14 protein-coding genes are annotated in these 13,908 nt (G+C 72.9%); 4 read left to right on the forward strand and 10 right to left on the reverse strand.

The features are described from left to right. Positions 1 to 208: 208 nt before the first annotated feature. Positions 209 to 673 (forward strand): SAM-dependent methyltransferase, encoded by a 465-nt coding sequence (locus ABD331_RS19125; protein ID WP_344476527.1) that lies wholly within the window; start codon positions 209 to 211, stop codon positions 671 to 673. A gap of 54 nt (positions 674 to 727) precedes the next feature. Here the strand turns inward: ABD331_RS19125 and ABD331_RS19130 are convergent, their stop codons facing one another. The 4 genes from ABD331_RS19130 to ABD331_RS19145 form a co-directional block, all read right to left on the reverse strand. Further along, the gene (locus ABD331_RS19130; RefSeq protein WP_344476529.1) at positions 728 to 1,357 is read right to left on the reverse strand and encodes a carboxymuconolactone decarboxylase family protein; all 630 of its coding nucleotides are present in this window, start codon (positions 1,355 to 1,357) and stop codon (positions 728 to 730) included. Further along, positions 1,354 to 1,980 carry an HXXEE domain-containing protein gene (locus ABD331_RS19135; RefSeq protein ID WP_344476531.1) on the reverse strand — a complete coding sequence of 209 codons (627 nt, stop codon included), beginning with the start codon at positions 1,978 to 1,980 and terminating at the stop codon, positions 1,354 to 1,356. The genes ABD331_RS19130 and ABD331_RS19135 overlap by 4 nt, the downstream gene beginning before the upstream one ends. 76 nt (positions 1,981 to 2,056) lie before the next feature. Beyond that, entirely contained in the window at positions 2,057 to 4,831 is a 2,775-nt protein-coding gene (locus ABD331_RS19140) for an ATP-binding protein (RefSeq protein ID WP_344476533.1), read from the reverse strand. 28 nt (positions 4,832 to 4,859) lie between these two features. Further along, positions 4,860 to 5,750, reverse strand: a complete 891-nt coding sequence (locus ABD331_RS19145; RefSeq protein ID WP_344476535.1) for an alpha/beta hydrolase — start codon at positions 5,748 to 5,750, stop codon at positions 4,860 to 4,862. 83 nt (positions 5,751 to 5,833) lie between these two features. Between ABD331_RS19145 and ABD331_RS19150 the strand changes: the two genes are divergently transcribed. Further along, complete coding sequence (locus ABD331_RS19150; RefSeq protein WP_344476537.1) at positions 5,834 to 6,538, forward strand: TetR family transcriptional regulator; 705 nt, start codon at positions 5,834 to 5,836, stop codon at positions 6,536 to 6,538. A gap of 4 nt (positions 6,539 to 6,542) precedes the next feature. On the opposite strand, the gene ABD331_RS19155 is transcribed toward ABD331_RS19150, so the two are convergent. Both ABD331_RS19155 and ABD331_RS19160 read right to left on the reverse strand, forming a co-directional pair. After that, the gene (locus tag ABD331_RS19155; protein WP_344476539.1) at positions 6,543 to 7,304 is read right to left on the reverse strand and encodes a class I SAM-dependent methyltransferase; all 762 of its coding nucleotides are present in this window, start codon (positions 7,302 to 7,304) and stop codon (positions 6,543 to 6,545) included. A 12-nt stretch (positions 7,305 to 7,316) separates the two neighbouring features. Continuing rightward, positions 7,317 to 7,913, reverse strand: a complete 597-nt coding sequence (locus tag ABD331_RS19160; RefSeq protein ID WP_344476540.1) for a TetR/AcrR family transcriptional regulator — start codon at positions 7,911 to 7,913, stop codon at positions 7,317 to 7,319. A gap of 82 nt (positions 7,914 to 7,995) precedes the next feature. Here ABD331_RS19160 and ABD331_RS19165 point away from each other — a divergent pair, with 82 nt between their 5' ends. Beyond that, on the forward strand, positions 7,996 to 9,156 hold the full coding sequence (locus ABD331_RS19165; protein WP_344476542.1) for a DUF418 domain-containing protein: 1,161 nt from the start codon (positions 7,996 to 7,998) through the stop codon (positions 9,154 to 9,156). Positions 9,157 to 9,412: 256 nt separating this feature from the next. Here ABD331_RS19165 and ABD331_RS19170 read toward each other — a convergent pair whose 3' ends face one another. Beyond that, positions 9,413 to 10,039 carry an FMN-binding negative transcriptional regulator gene (locus ABD331_RS19170; RefSeq protein ID WP_344476544.1) on the reverse strand — a complete coding sequence of 209 codons (627 nt, stop codon included), beginning with the start codon at positions 10,037 to 10,039 and terminating at the stop codon, positions 9,413 to 9,415. Between the two features lie 35 nt (positions 10,040 to 10,074). Between ABD331_RS19170 and ABD331_RS19175 the strand changes: the two genes are divergently transcribed. Then, positions 10,075 to 11,403 (forward strand): aminotransferase class I/II-fold pyridoxal phosphate-dependent enzyme, encoded by a 1,329-nt coding sequence (locus tag ABD331_RS19175; RefSeq protein ID WP_344476546.1) that lies wholly within the window; start codon positions 10,075 to 10,077, stop codon positions 11,401 to 11,403. A gap of 134 nt (positions 11,404 to 11,537) precedes the next feature. Here ABD331_RS19175 and ABD331_RS19180 read toward each other — a convergent pair whose 3' ends face one another. From ABD331_RS19180 to ABD331_RS19190, 3 genes are all read right to left on the reverse strand, one after another. After that, the gene (locus ABD331_RS19180; protein WP_344476548.1) at positions 11,538 to 12,707 is read right to left on the reverse strand and encodes a Dyp-type peroxidase; all 1,170 of its coding nucleotides are present in this window, start codon (positions 12,705 to 12,707) and stop codon (positions 11,538 to 11,540) included. Further along, positions 12,704 to 13,225 carry a copper chaperone PCu(A)C gene (locus tag ABD331_RS19185; RefSeq protein WP_344476550.1) on the reverse strand — a complete coding sequence of 174 codons (522 nt, stop codon included), beginning with the start codon at positions 13,223 to 13,225 and terminating at the stop codon, positions 12,704 to 12,706. Before ABD331_RS19185 ends, ABD331_RS19180 begins: the two co-directional genes overlap by 4 nt. A 100-nt stretch (positions 13,226 to 13,325) precedes the next feature. Further along, the gene (locus ABD331_RS19190) at positions 13,326 to 13,865 is read right to left on the reverse strand and encodes an MFS transporter (protein ID WP_344476552.1); all 540 of its coding nucleotides are present in this window, start codon (positions 13,863 to 13,865) and stop codon (positions 13,326 to 13,328) included. Positions 13,866 to 13,908 lie beyond the last annotated feature (43 nt).

The raw sequence follows: 13,908 nt of genomic DNA on the forward strand, positions 1-13,908 counted from the left end.
GTTCATCAAGATCCTGGCCCTGACCGCGGCCATCTGGCACAACGGCCAGACTCATCAACCCGTCAACCGATCGCTGACCGCCTATGACCACTGATTTCGCCGGGACCCCTTGGACTCATCCATCTAGAACTTCAGTTGCCCGACTGATTCCGTACGTCCGATCGGGCCGTACCTTCGTGATCAGCCGAGTACACCTGGAGGAAATGCCGTGCAGAGCATCACCTTGCAGCCCGTGGGACACGTCGTCGGCGGCCGGGCCGAGGCGGTCGACGACGATTGGGACGCCGAGCAGGCCGTGATCCGCATCGACGGAACACGTCTCGGGCCGGACACGCTCGCCGGGCTGGATGACTTCTCGCATCTGGAGGTGGTGTTCCAGTTCCATCTCGTGGATCCGTCCAAGATCACCACCTCCGCTCGTCACCCGCGCGACAACCCCGACTGGCCCAAGGTGGGCATCTTCGCCCAGCGCGGGAAGAACCGTCCGAATCTGCTGGGTGTCTCCCGCTGCCGGCTGGTCGCCGTAGAGGGGCTCAACATCCATGTACGCGGCCTGGACGCCATCGACGGCAGCCCCGTGCTGGACGTCAAGCCGTACATGGCCGAGTTCGGCCCGCAGGGTGAGACGGCGCAGCCGGAGTGGGCGACCGAGCTGATGCGTGCCTACTACTGAGACAAGAGCTGATGCGTGCCTGCTACTGAGGCAAGACAGACCGTCGCCCGCTGCTCACAGGCTCATGGCGCGGGCGGCGGCCCAGGCTCGTGGGAGGCCGCAGACGGCGACGCCGCGCAGCAGGTCGCGGAGGGTGTCGTCGGTGGCGCCGGCTGAGCGGGCGACCTCCGCGTGGAGGCGCAGGGAGTGGTCGAGGGTCTGGTAGAAGACGTCCACGACCAGGCAGGCGAGTGCCCGCTCGCGGACGGTGAGGTGCGGGCGGGCCCAGCGCTGGGCCAGTTGGTCCTCGGTGAAGACGGCCAGGCCGAGGTCGGTTTTCTCCAGGTCGCGTACGGCGCGTGCCAGCGCTCCGGTGAGCAGGGCCGGCTCGACCGGGTTGTCGTCGCGAGCCGGAGGGAGCCCGAGGTCGGTCAGGCGCTGGAAGGCGCCGATGAGGGCGGGGTAGCCGACGTACGGGGCCAGGTGGCGGTAGAGCTCGCGGATGGATTCCGGGTCCACCCCGTGCTCCAGGGCCGCCTGGACGTGCGTGGCCGGGTGCGGGTGGCACAGGTCGGCGGTCAGGCCGATGAAGGCCTTCTCGCGGGTGGTGAGGTGGGGCAGGGCCCAGAGGTGGTGGCCCGCGCCGGTGGCGAGCCGGGCGAAGACGGGGTCGAGCGCGGTGAGGGCGTCGGCGGGCCGGGTCATCGGGTGCTCCGTTCCGGGCCGGCCGAGAGGGACGCGGCCGATGGCGGCTGCTGCTCGGCGGCCTTGAGGTGGCGGTTCTCCTGGACGAGGAAGTAGATGAGCAGGCCGCTCATGACGAGGTGGCCGCCGGCGGTGTAGAGGCCGGGGAAGTAGCCGCCCTTGATGACCGGGAAGACGAAGTGGGCGATGCCGTTCAGCAGGCCGGCGCCCAGGGCGTACCACCACAGGAAGAAGTTGGACACCCGGATCCGGTAGAGCGCGCCCGCGCCGGCGAAGAAGTAGAGCGAGCCGAAACCGAAGACGAAGACCAGCAGGAACTCGTTCATCGGCCAGTCGCGGGGCGAGTCGAACAGCTCGACGATCTCGTGGGGGAAGCCGCCGGTGTACTCCTCGGCCATGTGGACGAGCTGGAAGCCGACCGCGCACAGGTAGACGGCGATCACCTTGCGGGACTTCACCGGGCGCGCGTAGCTGAAGGTCATCCACCCGCTCCAGGCCAGGACGCTGGCCACGACGAGGACGAGGGCGCCCTGGAGGGGCAGCGTGAGCAGGGCCCAGGCGCAGAAGGCGACGGCGAGGACCGCCATGACGGTCGCTGAGTAGGGCTCAGGTCGTTTGGTCATGGCTGGAACCGTAGGAAGAGCGCCCAGGTGGCCGCCTCCGTCACGCGACTGAAGCCCTGACCGAAGTGGTGGCCGGTCAGTCGCCGAGCGGAAGCCGGGCCAGCTCGGCGCGTGCCGTGACGCCGAGCTTCGGGAACGCCTTGTACAGGTGGGAGGCCACCGTGCGCGGGCTCAGGAAGAGCTGGGCGCCGATCTCGCGGTTGGACGCGCCGGTGACGGCCAGCCGTACCACCTGCAGCTCCTGCGGCGTCAGGACGGCCAGCGGATCCCCCGCGCGGGCCGACTCCGGCAGGGAGTAGCCGGCGGCGCGCAGCTCGGCGGACGCGCGGGCGGACCAGGGGGCCGCGCCGAGCCGGTCGAAAGCCTCCAGGGCGGCCTGGAGCTGCGTACGCGCCTCGGTGCGGCGCCGGTTGCGGCGCAGCCACTCGCCGTACACCAGGCGGGTGCGTGCCTCGTCGAAGGGGTGCCGGTCCTCGGCGTGCAGGGCCAGCGCCCGCTCGTACAGCGCTCCGGCCTCGCTGTCAGACGGCAGCGCGCCGGCCTCGCTGTCGGACGCCAGCATGGCTCGGATCCGGTGCAGGACGGCGTTCGAGCCGGCGCGGCCCGTGGCCTCGACCCACTCCGTGAAGCGCGGCAGCCGGTCGCGCACCCGCCGCGGGTCGCCCGTCCTGATGGCGGCTTCCGCGTAGTCCGGCCAGGAGTAGCGCCACAGGAACGCGTGCCTGGTGGGGCCGGTCATCGACCGCTCCAACCGTTCGAGCACCGCCTCGTAGCGGCCCAGGCTGAAGTCGAGCATCCCGCGCGCGCACTCGGCCCAGCAGGCCGCCGGCATCCAGCGGCGGTGTTCGACGTCGCGGATCGCCTGCTCCGCCATCGCCGCGCACTCCTCCTCCGCTCCGGCGACCGCCGCCAGCCACGCGCGTACGCCCGCGAGGTAGCCGCGCCACATCGGCTGGCCGACGTCGGCGGCCAGGCTCAGCCCCGCCGTCGCCGTGGCCCGCGCGGACGGGTGCAGGCCGCTGAGCGCCTGGACGACGGCGAGGAGCGTCATGGCCTGCGGCATGCGCCCCAGCCGCCCCACCGCCCTGCACTCCGCGACGAGCGCGGTCGCGTCGTCGAGCATGCCGTCGTTGTCGGCGCGGCCCATACCCTGGAAGGTGACGAGGAAGCGCAGCTCGGGCGGCAGGGCGCCGGTCTGCTCCGGCGTCAGGTAGACGAGCCTGGTCGCTTCGTCGCCCTCCAGGATCAGGCTGAAGGCCAGGTTGATCGTACGCACCACGGCGGGCAGCCCGTCGCCGTCCGGGCAGAGCTCCACGGTGCGGCGGGCCAGCGCGAGCTGGTCGGGGTGGGCGGCGCCGGCCCAGGCGTAGTAGCCCGCCATGCCCAGCAGCGACAACCTCGTGGGCAGGTCGTCGGTCGCCTCGATCCCTTCGTGCAGCAGCCGTACGGCCTGCAGCGGCCGGCCCGCCTCCACCTCCAGCTTCGCCCGCACACAGATCAGCTCGGCCAGCGCGGGGCCCTTCAGCGCCATCGCCTCCGCCCTGTGCCGCGCCCGGTCCACCAGCTCCCCCGCGCGCTGCCACAGGCCCGCCTCGGCGGCGGCGTCGGCGGCGGCGGTCCACCGGCGAACCGCCTGGCCGGGGTCGGCGGACAACTCGGCCGCGCGAGCGTAGGCCGCCGACACCGCCGCCTGCCCGCCGCGCTGCCGCGCCCGCAGCGCCAGGCCCTCCAACTGCCCGGCCACCTGCTCGTCGGCCTGGAGGGTGACGGCGGCCAGGTGCCAGGCGCGCCGGTCGTCCTCCGTCGCCTCGGACAGCGCGCGGTGCGCGGCCATCCGGGCGGCGATGTCGCAGGCCAGCAGCACCGCGGTACGCACCAGCGGGTGACGGAAGGCGACGCCGTCCAGGCCCACCCGGATCAGGCCCGCTCGTTCGGCCGGGGCGAAGTCGGCCAGTGAGGCGCCGAGTTCGCCGATCGCGCCGGCGATGACGTCCAGCTCGTCGTGGTGGTCGAGGGCCGCTATGAGGAGGCAGGAGCGGGTGGCGGCGGGCAGCGCCGAGACGCGGTCGCGGAAGCCGGTGAGTACGCGGTCGGTGGCGGGGCGGGCCGTGCCGACGGTGAACGACAAGGGGGTGAGGGCGCCCTTGCGTTGCTCGGGGGTGAGCATCCGGGGCAGCTCGATCAGTGCGAGCGGGTTGCCTCCTGCCTCCGCGACGAGCTGATCGCGGACGGCGGGGGGCAGGTCGGCCGCCTGGTCGTCGAGGAGGCGGCGGGCCGCTTCGGGGTCGAGCTCGCCCAGCCGCAGCTCGGGCAGGCCTCGCGCCGGGAAACCGGCGAGCCCCGGCCCGGGTTGCCCTTGTGCGGGGAACTCGGCCTCTCTGGCGGCGAACAGGATGACGACGGGCTCGGCGTGCAGGCGGCGCGCCGCGAACAGCAGCGCGTCGGCCGACTCGCCGTCCAGCCACTGGGCGTCGTCCACCAGGCACACCACCGGGCCGGACACCGACAGCTCCACCAGCAGGCTGAGCGTCGCGAGCCCGACGAGGAAGCGGTCTCCCCCGGTGGCGCCGCCGAGGCCGAGCGCGCCGCGCAACGCCTCCGCCTGCTGCGGGGGCAACGCCTCGGCGTGTTCGAGCACCGGGCGCAGCAGCAGGTGCAGGGCGGCGAACGGCAGGTCGGACTCGGACTCGACGCCGGTCACACGCAGGACCCGCGCGCACGCCCGCACCCCCGAGAACTCCAGGAGGGCCGACTTGCCGATGCCCGCCTCTCCCCGCACGACCAACGCGCCCGACTGGCCCTCCAGCAGCTCCTCGATGACGGACAGCTCCGCTTGACGCCCGTACAGCATGACACTCCAGCAAGTGATCGAGATCTGGTTAGCGCAGCGCCCGGCGGAAGAACGCGATCTGGTCGGCGACGACGTGTTCGCGCAGCTCGGGGTCGGTGTAGAAGCTGAAGTGGGTGCCGGGGTAGACGCGCAGCTCGCCCTGGGGCGCCCGGTCGGCGAGCTCCCGCGTACGCTCCAGCGGGGTCTCCCGGTCGTCCTCGGCGGCGCAGACCAGCAGCGGGCAGGTGAGGCGGGCGGCGGCCTCGGCGGGGCGGTAGCGCATCATGCCGAGCAGCGCGCGCGGCGCGACGCTGTTGCGCCAGAGGGTCGCGGAGTCGCCGCCGGCCAGGGTGCTGATGTGCTGCTCGGCCTCGTCCGTGGCGGTGACGGCCGGCTCGCCCGGGTGCCCCACCATGGGGATGTAGTACGGGCTCAGCCCGAGCCTGCCGCGCACCGCGTCCCAGACGATGGCGGCCAGCAGTCGCGCGGTGCGGGCGGCACTGCGGCCCTCCACCCGCTTCGGGAACCCGTTGAACGGGATCTGCGCCGACACCGCCGCGATCCCCGGGTCACCGGCGGCCACGACGACGACGTGGGCGCCGCCGAGCGAGTTGCCCCACAGCAGGACGCGGCCGGGATCGACGCGCTCGTGCGCGCGGGCGAAGGCGACGGCGGCCCGGAGGTCCGCACGCTGGTCGGCGAGGTCGGGTAACTGGCGGGGCTCGCCGTCGCTCTCGCCGAAGCTCCGGTAGTCGAACACCAGCGCGCCGATCCCCTCGGCGGCGAACCGCTCCGCGTAGGGGACCAGCCGGTCCATCGTCCCGCTGAAGCCGTGGGCCAGCACCACGCAGGGCGCCCGGCCGGATCCGGCGGGCAGGTGGAGCCGTCCGGCGACGCGCACTCCTGCGACGTCGAACGACACCTTGGTCTGCTCGGACATACGGATCCCCCAACAGAGCCGTAGACTGACTGACTGCCGGTCAGCACTCTAGCCTCGGAACTGACCGCCGGTAAAGGAGATTGATGACCCCCCAGCGGATCCTGTCGGCCGCGCGGGCCCTGTTCGCCGTCCACGGTTACCGGGCGACGTCCATGCAGTCCATCGCCGACCAGGTGGGCATCACCAAGGCCGCCCTCTACTACCACTTCGACTCCAAGGAGGAGATCCTCCACCAGCTCACGCTGCCCCTGCTCGACGAGCTGGAGGGCGCGCTGGCGGAGGCCGAGGCGGAGGGCGGCCCCGAGGAGGTGCGGTGGCGGGCGATCGAGGGGTACGTGGAGGTGCACCTGCGCCATCGGCAGACGCTCACCATGCTGGTCAAGGACATGACGCTGCTGGTGCAGGCGCCGGTGGGCGACCGGTTCCGCGCGGCGATCGCCCTGGCGAACAACCTGGTGGCGGGGCCGGGGAGCGGTCTGGAGGAGCGGGTGCGGGCCTGCCAGGTGGTGGCGGGGCTGGCCGATCCGGTGGTGCTCTTCCGTGACGTCCCGGCGGACGTGCTCAAGGAGCACATCCTGGCCGGGGCGCGGGCGCTGCTGGGGGAGCCGCTGGGTGCGGGTCGTGCGCGGGGTCCGGCGCGGGGGCGCAAGGGCGGACGGCCGGCCGCGTTGACGAAGGAGCAGGTCGCGCGGGTACGGGAGATGCACGCGGCCGGGCGTGGGGCCGACGAGATCGCGGCGGCGTTCGGGGTTTCCAGGGCGACGGTTTATCGCGGTATCAAAAACTAATGTCTCAGAATGGTTTTGAGACGCGCCGGGCGAGGGTGAGTTCGGTGACGAAGGTCATGTCCACGCCGTCGCCCAGCACCGAGCCCAGCTCCGCCAGCATCGGCTCGCGGCGCTCGGCGGGCAGGATCCGGTAGGCGGAGATGGTGCGGACCAGGTCGAGGTAGCGGGCCGCGTCGTACCACTCCGTCCAGGAGTAGGAGCGCTCGTCGAGGTCGGTGAAGCGCGGGTCGTCGGCGAGCAGGTGGCGGCTCTCCTCGTTCCTGACCGGCGTGTCCTGGTGCAGGCTGGCGCTGCTGACGCCGTGGCGGTGGTCCACCTCGGCGAGGGCGGCCCGCAGGGCGGGGTCGGTGACGAGGTAGTGGTTCCAGAAGAGCGCCAGCGCGCCGGACGGGGCCAGCGCGGCGTGGGCGAGGTCCCAGCGGCGTTCGGGGTCCACCCAGTGCCAGGCCTGGGCGGAGTAGAGCAGGGCGAAGGGCCGGTCAGGGGTGTAGTCCTCAAAAATCCCGATTTCTACGCGTACGCCGGGGCAGTTCGCCGACAGGGCCGCCGCCATCCTCGCGTCGGGCTCGACGCAGGTCAGATCCAGGTCGCGGGCGGCGAAGACCGCCGTGGCCTTGCCCGTGCCCGCCCCCACCTCCAGCACCGGGCCGTCGGGGGCGTACTCTAGGACCTCGGTGACGAGCCGGTCGGGGTAGCCGGGCCTGGCCGACTCGTACAGGTCGACCGCCTGGCCGAACACGACACTTCGCTCACGGTCCACAGCCATGGCGCGATTCAATCACGGCCCGGGACGCAGCCCGATCGCGGGCAGGATCGCCTGGTCGACGATGGCCGCCAGGTAGTCGTCGGACGGGGCGCCGGCGTCGATGAGGTGCTTGGTGACGAGGGCCTCGCCGATGTCGGCCACGACCGGGGTGAGCAGGGCGGCGGGGAAGTGGCCGCGGTCGGCGTAGTACTGCAGCACGGTACGGGTGAACGTGCCGCCGCGGCTGGCGAAGACCCGCTCGAACAGGGCCTCCGACATCAGTGCCACGCTCTTCGGGTCGGTGAGGATGGCCGACACGGCGCGGCCCGCCGGGCTGAAGGCCCACTCCACCATGAGCCGCAGGGAGCGGATGAGGTCGCCGCGCAGGTCGGTGGCGCCCGGCGTGGGCTCCTCGACGGGGTGCTGATGGTAGAGCGCGTCGAGCAGCACCTCGATCGGGTCCGACCAGCGGCGGTAGAGCGTGCTGCGGGGGGTGGCCGCGCGGCGGGCGATGCCGTCCATGGTGAGGCGTCCTGCGCCGACCGCCACCACCTCTTCGAGCGCGGCGTCGTGGATGGCCTTGATCAGCTCGTCGCCCCGTCGGCGTGTCCGGGTGGTCCGCTCGTTCATGTCCGCCCCTTGTTTAGCTACGCCAGTGTATTTTAGCGTGGACGTTAGCTACACTCGTGTATCTAGATTTGAGGGGACAGCCATGTCCATCGCTCCACCGGTTCCCGTCCAGGGGGCCACTCCCGTCGCCGGGCGCGCGCTCGCCCCCGACCTCGCGCGGGGGCTGATGCTGCTGCTCATCGCGCTGGCGCACGCGCACATGTACCTGTCGGGCCACGAGGCGGGCTTCCGCGGGTACGCGCTCGACGCCGGCCCGCTCGACCGGCTGGTCGCCGGGGTGCAGATCCTGCTCGTGGACGGGCGCGCGCTGCCCATGTTCGCCGCCCTGTTCGGCTACGGCCTGGTGCAGCTCGCCAACCGGCAACTCGCCACCGGACGGAGCTGGCCGCAGGTGCGCGCAGTGCTGCGCCGGCGCAGCCTGTGGCTGCTGGCCTTCGGGTTCTGCCACGCGCTGCTGCTGTTCTTCGGGGACATCCTCGGGGCGTACGGGCTGATCGGGCTGGTGCTCGTCGGGTTCGTCAGGAGGCAGGACCGGGCGGTGCTGCGCGCGGCCGTCGTCGGGCTGGTGCTGCACGTCGTGGTGCTGTTCGGGTTCGGGCTGCTGACGATCTCCGCGCCCAAGGGGGACACGCCCGCGGCGATGGCCGATCCCGTCGAGGCGCTGGTCATGCGGCTCATCGGATGGTCCGGGATGACGCCCACCTACTTCGCCGCGAGCGTGGTGCCCGCGTTCCTGTTCGGCGTGTGGGCGGCGCGGCGCCGCCTGCTGGAGGAGCCCGCGGCGCACCGGCCGCTGCTCGTGCGCGTCGCCGTCGTGGGGACTGTGTTGTCCCTGGCCGGCGGGGTGCCGCTGGCGCTGATCGACGTCCAGGTTTGGGGGGTGCCGGATCTGGCCGCGGTGTCGGCGTACGCGCTGCACAGCGTGACCGGCATCGCCGGCGGGCTCGCGTACGCGGCGATCATCGGGCTGCTCGCCGCGCGGGCGCCGTCCGGGCCCGTCGTGAGGGCGCTCACCGCGTGCGGGCAGTGGTCGCTGACCTGTTATCTGCTCCAGTCGGTGATCTTCGTGGCAATCTTCGCGCCGTACGCCGGAGGGCTCGGCACCCGCGTCGGCGACGCGGCGGCGTCCGGCGTCGCCGTGGTGGCCTGGCTCGCCACCGTGGCGCTCGCGGCGCTGCTCGCCCCGCGCCGGGGCCCGGCGGAAGCAGCGCTGCGACGCCTCACCTACGGGCGCCGGGGATGAGTTCATCCACAGGCTGTGGGCCCGGGTTCGCAGCCTGTTGATGAAGGTTCTTCCGTAACGCGACGGCGGCCCTGGGAGGTGTGGTATGGGCCCCGGGTGAGTGCTCCCTATATGGCGCTGACCAGGGTGAATGCCTGCGGGTGGAGGGTGCGGCGAGTGGTGTGGTCTCTGCCATGGGCGGGGCCTGCGCGGGTGTGGATCGCCACAGAGTTATCCACAGGTTGTGGGCGTTGTCCACAGGTTGTGAATCAGCGCTTCACGGCGCTGTGGCGCGGCGCCTGCGTTGCTGGTTCAGGGCGCCGGCGTCGCCCGGCAGGTCGCGCTCCGCCAGACCGCGCGCGACGCGTTCGTGCAACTCGGCCTGCCGGTGGTCGTCGTACTTGAACTTGGCCCGCACCTCCGCCACCCGCAGCCGCAGCCCCCTGATCGCCGACAGGTTCCTGTGGTACGGTCCCGCGTCGGCGGCCACCTCACCGTGGTCGCCCGCGGGCTGGTGGTGGGCGAGCTGGCGGCGCAGGATCTCGGCCTTGCCCTCCCTGTCGTCCACGATCTCCGCCTGGCACACGAGCTGAACGGCCGCGTAGTAGCTGGTCGGCACGCCGGTCACGGGGGAGTCGGAGCGCCAGGACGTCGGGATGTAGGCGTAGTCGTCGTGCACGCTCACCACCACCGCCGGGTTCGCCTCCAGCGCCGCCCAGATCGGGTTGGGCCGGGCCAGGTGGAGCAGCACCTCGGCGTCCCCGTCGTAGAGGAAGTGGGTGGGGACCACCACGGGCGCCGCGCCGTCCACGCCGTTGACCGCGAGCTGGCCGAAGTCGCGGGTACGCAGCCAGCCCCGCCACTCGTCGTCGTCCCTGGCGGCGTCCCACGGATGGATGAGCACACTTACCACCTTTGTGTTAGTACATAATATCTTTTGTGCTAGAAAAGTACACGATCGCAGGTGGCACGGCCAGCGAGATCGCGGCGGGCGTCGAGGTCGCCGTGTCCGAAGGGCGGCTCCCGCCAGGGGCGACGCTGCCGCCGGTACGCGAGGTGGCCGCGCAGGCGGGCGTCAGCCCTGGGACGGCGGCGGCGGCGTACCGGATGTTGCGCGAGCGCGGCGTCATCGAGACCGCCGGGCGGCGGGGGACCAGGGTCAGGCCGCGCCCGGCCAGCACGTTCCGGGAGGAGATCAGGATCGAGGTGCCGCCGGGCGTGCGCGACCTGGCCAAGGGCAACCCCGACCCCCGGCTGCTGCCGCCGCTGCACGACGCGCTCGCCGCCGCCGCCAGGGCGCACGCGGAACGGCCCGCCATGTACGGCACCGGCGACGACGACGAGCTGCTGTCCCTGGCCGGGCAGCGGCTGCGGGCCGACGGCGTGCCGGCCGCGCCGCTGGCGATCACGTCCGGCACCCTCGACGCCGTCGAACGCGTGCTCACCGCCCACCTGCGCCCCGGCGACGCCATCGCCGTCGAGGACCCGGGCTGGACGGCGCTGCTCGACCTGGTCGCCGTCCTCGGGCTGCGGCCGGTGCCGATGCGGCTCGACGACGAGGGGCCACTGCCCGACGAGCTGGGACGGGCGCTGCGGGCCGGCGTCCGGGCCGTGGTGATCACCGCCCGCGCGCAGAACCCGACCGGTGCCGCCGTCTCCGCCACCCGGGCCGGTGAGCTGCGGGAACTGCTCGCGCGGCACCCCGAGGTGCTGCTGATCGAGGACGACCACGGCTCCGGGTTCGTGGAGCTGCCGCTGTATCCGCTGGCCGGCGTCACCACCCGCTGGATCCTCGTCCGCTCCACGGCCAAGTCGCTCGGCCCCGACCTGCGGCTCGCCCCCGTCACCGGCGACCCGGTCACGCTCGACCGGCTCCGCGGGCGGCAGCGGCTGGCCGCCGGATGGGTCAGCCACCTGCTGCAACACGCCGTCGCCCACCTCTGGCGGACGAACGCCGTGGACACGCCCGCCGTCGCGGCTTCGTACGCGCGGCGCAGGGACGGGCTGGTGGCGGCGCTGGCCGTACGCGGCATTCCCGCGTACGGCCGCAGCGGGCTGAACGTGTGGATCCCCGTCGCCGACGAGGCCACCGCCATCACCCGGCTGCTGTCACGAGGCTGGGCCTGCGCGCCGGGCGCCCGCAACCGCCTGGGCTCGCCGCCCGCGCTGCGCCTGACCGTCTCCTCCCTCGATCCGCCGGAGATCGAGCCGCTCGCCGCCGACCTCGCCGCCGCCTTGCGCCCGGCGGCAAGCGGCCGGTACGGCTGACCTCGGCCTCGCGTTGCGCCCGGCGGCGAGCGGCCGGTACGGCTGACCTCGGCCCCGTGTCGCGCCCGGCCGATTCGGCCGATCCCGGCCCCCGGCCGCTCGGCGGCGAGCGGCCGGGACGGCCTTTCCTCAGGTCAGCCCAGCAACCCCTCCCCGATCCAGCCGCCGGGCGCGCACCCCGGCGGCACGGCGAAGACGGCCGACCCGATGTGCGTGACCCACTCGTTGAGCAGGTCACCCTCGGCCAGCATGCGCTGCACCGGCACGAACTGCGCCGCCACGTCCGCCTGGTAGGAGGCGAACAGCAGCCCCGAGTCTGACTCGCCCTCGGGAGACAGCCCCTCGTCGTAGTTGTACGGCCGCCGCAACAACCGCAGCGCAGGATCGGCCACGTGGGCCCGCCTGATGTGGGCGAACTCGGGAATCACCGGAAACCCGAGCCGGTTCTTGCGGGCGTAATCAGGCGGGTCGGTCTCGGCCGAGCCCGTGAGCGGCGCCCCGTCGCCGAGCTTGCGCCCGATCGTGAACTCCCTGGCCACCCGGTCGGCCGCGTCCCACGTCTCCAGCTTCATCCGGATCCTGCGCAACACCATGGTGGTGCCGCCGCGCAGCGGACCCGCGCCGATCCACACGGCCCTGTCCAGGTCGGTGGCGTTCACCGTGCCCTCGATCTGGCCCATCAGGTTGCGCCGGTTCGTGCTGCGGAAGCCGCGCTGGGTCCACCGGACGCGGGCGAAGGAGCGCGTGTCCTTCACGATCATCCGTACGGCGTGCGCGACCGTCACGGTGTCATCCGCGCACACCTGGACCAGCAGGTCTCCCCCGCTCCACCGCTTCTCCAGCCGGTCCGTCGAGAACGCCGGCAGCGCACGCACCGGCGAGTCCACCCCGGCCGCCGCGAACAGCCCCGGCCCGAACCCGAACGTGATCGTGAGCCGAGCCGGGTTCGCGGCCAGCTCGGGCTCGGTGTCGGCGAGCGCGGGGCGTCCCTGGGTGAGGCGGGCGGCGTCGTCGGTGAGGAGCTGGAGCAGGCGGACGATCGCCTCCCTGCGGGTGCCCTTCAGCAGGTCGAAGCCGAGGAACACGGCGTGGGCCTGCGGTGCCGTGGCCACGCCCGCCTGGTGCGCGCCGTGAAAGGGCTCGACGGCGGTGCCGGTCGCGGTGCCGGACGCGGCCCCGGTCACGGTGGCGGGCGCGGTGGCGTCGGCGACGGCAGTGGCGGCGGCGGCCTTGGCGGCGGGAGTGGCCAGGGCGCCGGTTACCGTGGCGACTCCCCCGGTGAGGAGCCCTCTGCGGGTGATCACTTGTGCCCCGGCTGGTAGTCCTCCTCGCCACCGGCGAAGTCCTTGCCGATGGCGGTGAACTGTAGCGGCTCGCCGTCCTTCACCTGAAGCGTGAACGCGATCCTGGCCCCGGGCTTCACCTCCTCGGTGACGCCCATCAGCATGATGTGGTCACCGCCGGGCTGAAGCTCGTGGGTGCCGCGGGCGGGCACGACGAACCCGCCCTCCTTGGGCCGCATGACCATCTTGCCGCCGTCCTCGACCACCTCGTGCAGCTCGATGACCGGGGACAGCGGCGAGGTGCCGGACGTGATCGTCACCGGCGCGCCGGTGTTGTTGACCAGCGTGCCGAACGCGGCGGTCATCCCCTCCTTGGTGGTCTTCACCCACGGGTCGGTGATGGTCAGCGCGGCGGTCGTGGCCGCCGCACTCGCGGTGGCGCTGGTGGTGGCCGCGGGCTCGGGGGAGGCGGCGGAGCCGCCGCAGGCGGTGAGTGTCACGACGGCGGACGCGAGCACGAGGGCATGGCGAACGTACATGGTGGTGTGTTCCTGTTCTCCGCCCGGCATGCCGAAGCAGCCCCTGCCGGGCGGCGGGGTCGTCTGAAGAGGGAGAACGTCTCGCCCGGCCTTCAGGAGGTCAGGCGGCGGCCACCCGAGGCGGGCCTCTCCCGCTGACGACGTGCCGCAGCACGGCCGAGCGCAGCATGGGCGGCTCGGTCGTGCACAGGGGTGTGGAGAAAGGAGTGGGGGTGAGCAGCGGCAGCCGGATGACCAGCAGCCGGACGGCGAGCCTGCGCAGCAGCGCCCAGAGCGCGGCCTCGCCCCGTGCCAGCCACAGCGCGGTCATCCCGACCGCCCAGCCGTGGGCGGCCAGCATGCCCAGGTCCGGCACCAGGCCCGCATGGAGGTGGCCGGTCAGCGCGTGGGGAGAGGCGGTGTGGGAGAGGGAGAACAGCAGGTGCAGGATCACCTGTAAGCCGGTGAGCAGCGGCAGGATCGCCGCGAACGACCGCTCGCGGCCCGACAGCGGGTACGCCGCCGCGAACGCAAGCGCCAGGGCCGCCGCCATGGCGGGCATCGGCACGGACGCGCCGCCGAGCACGTGCGCCGCCACGCCCAGCCCGAGGCACACGACGGCGAACACCGCGGTGCGGGCGAGACGTAACGGCGGCGCCATGCGCCTAGCATTCCACGCCACCCCGCCGGTCGGCACACCTGAT

It is taken from the genome of Nonomuraea monospora, from assembly GCF_039531895.1.
In the GTDB taxonomy this organism is placed as follows: Bacteria; Actinomycetota; Actinomycetes; order Streptosporangiales; family Streptosporangiaceae; genus Nonomuraea; species Nonomuraea monospora.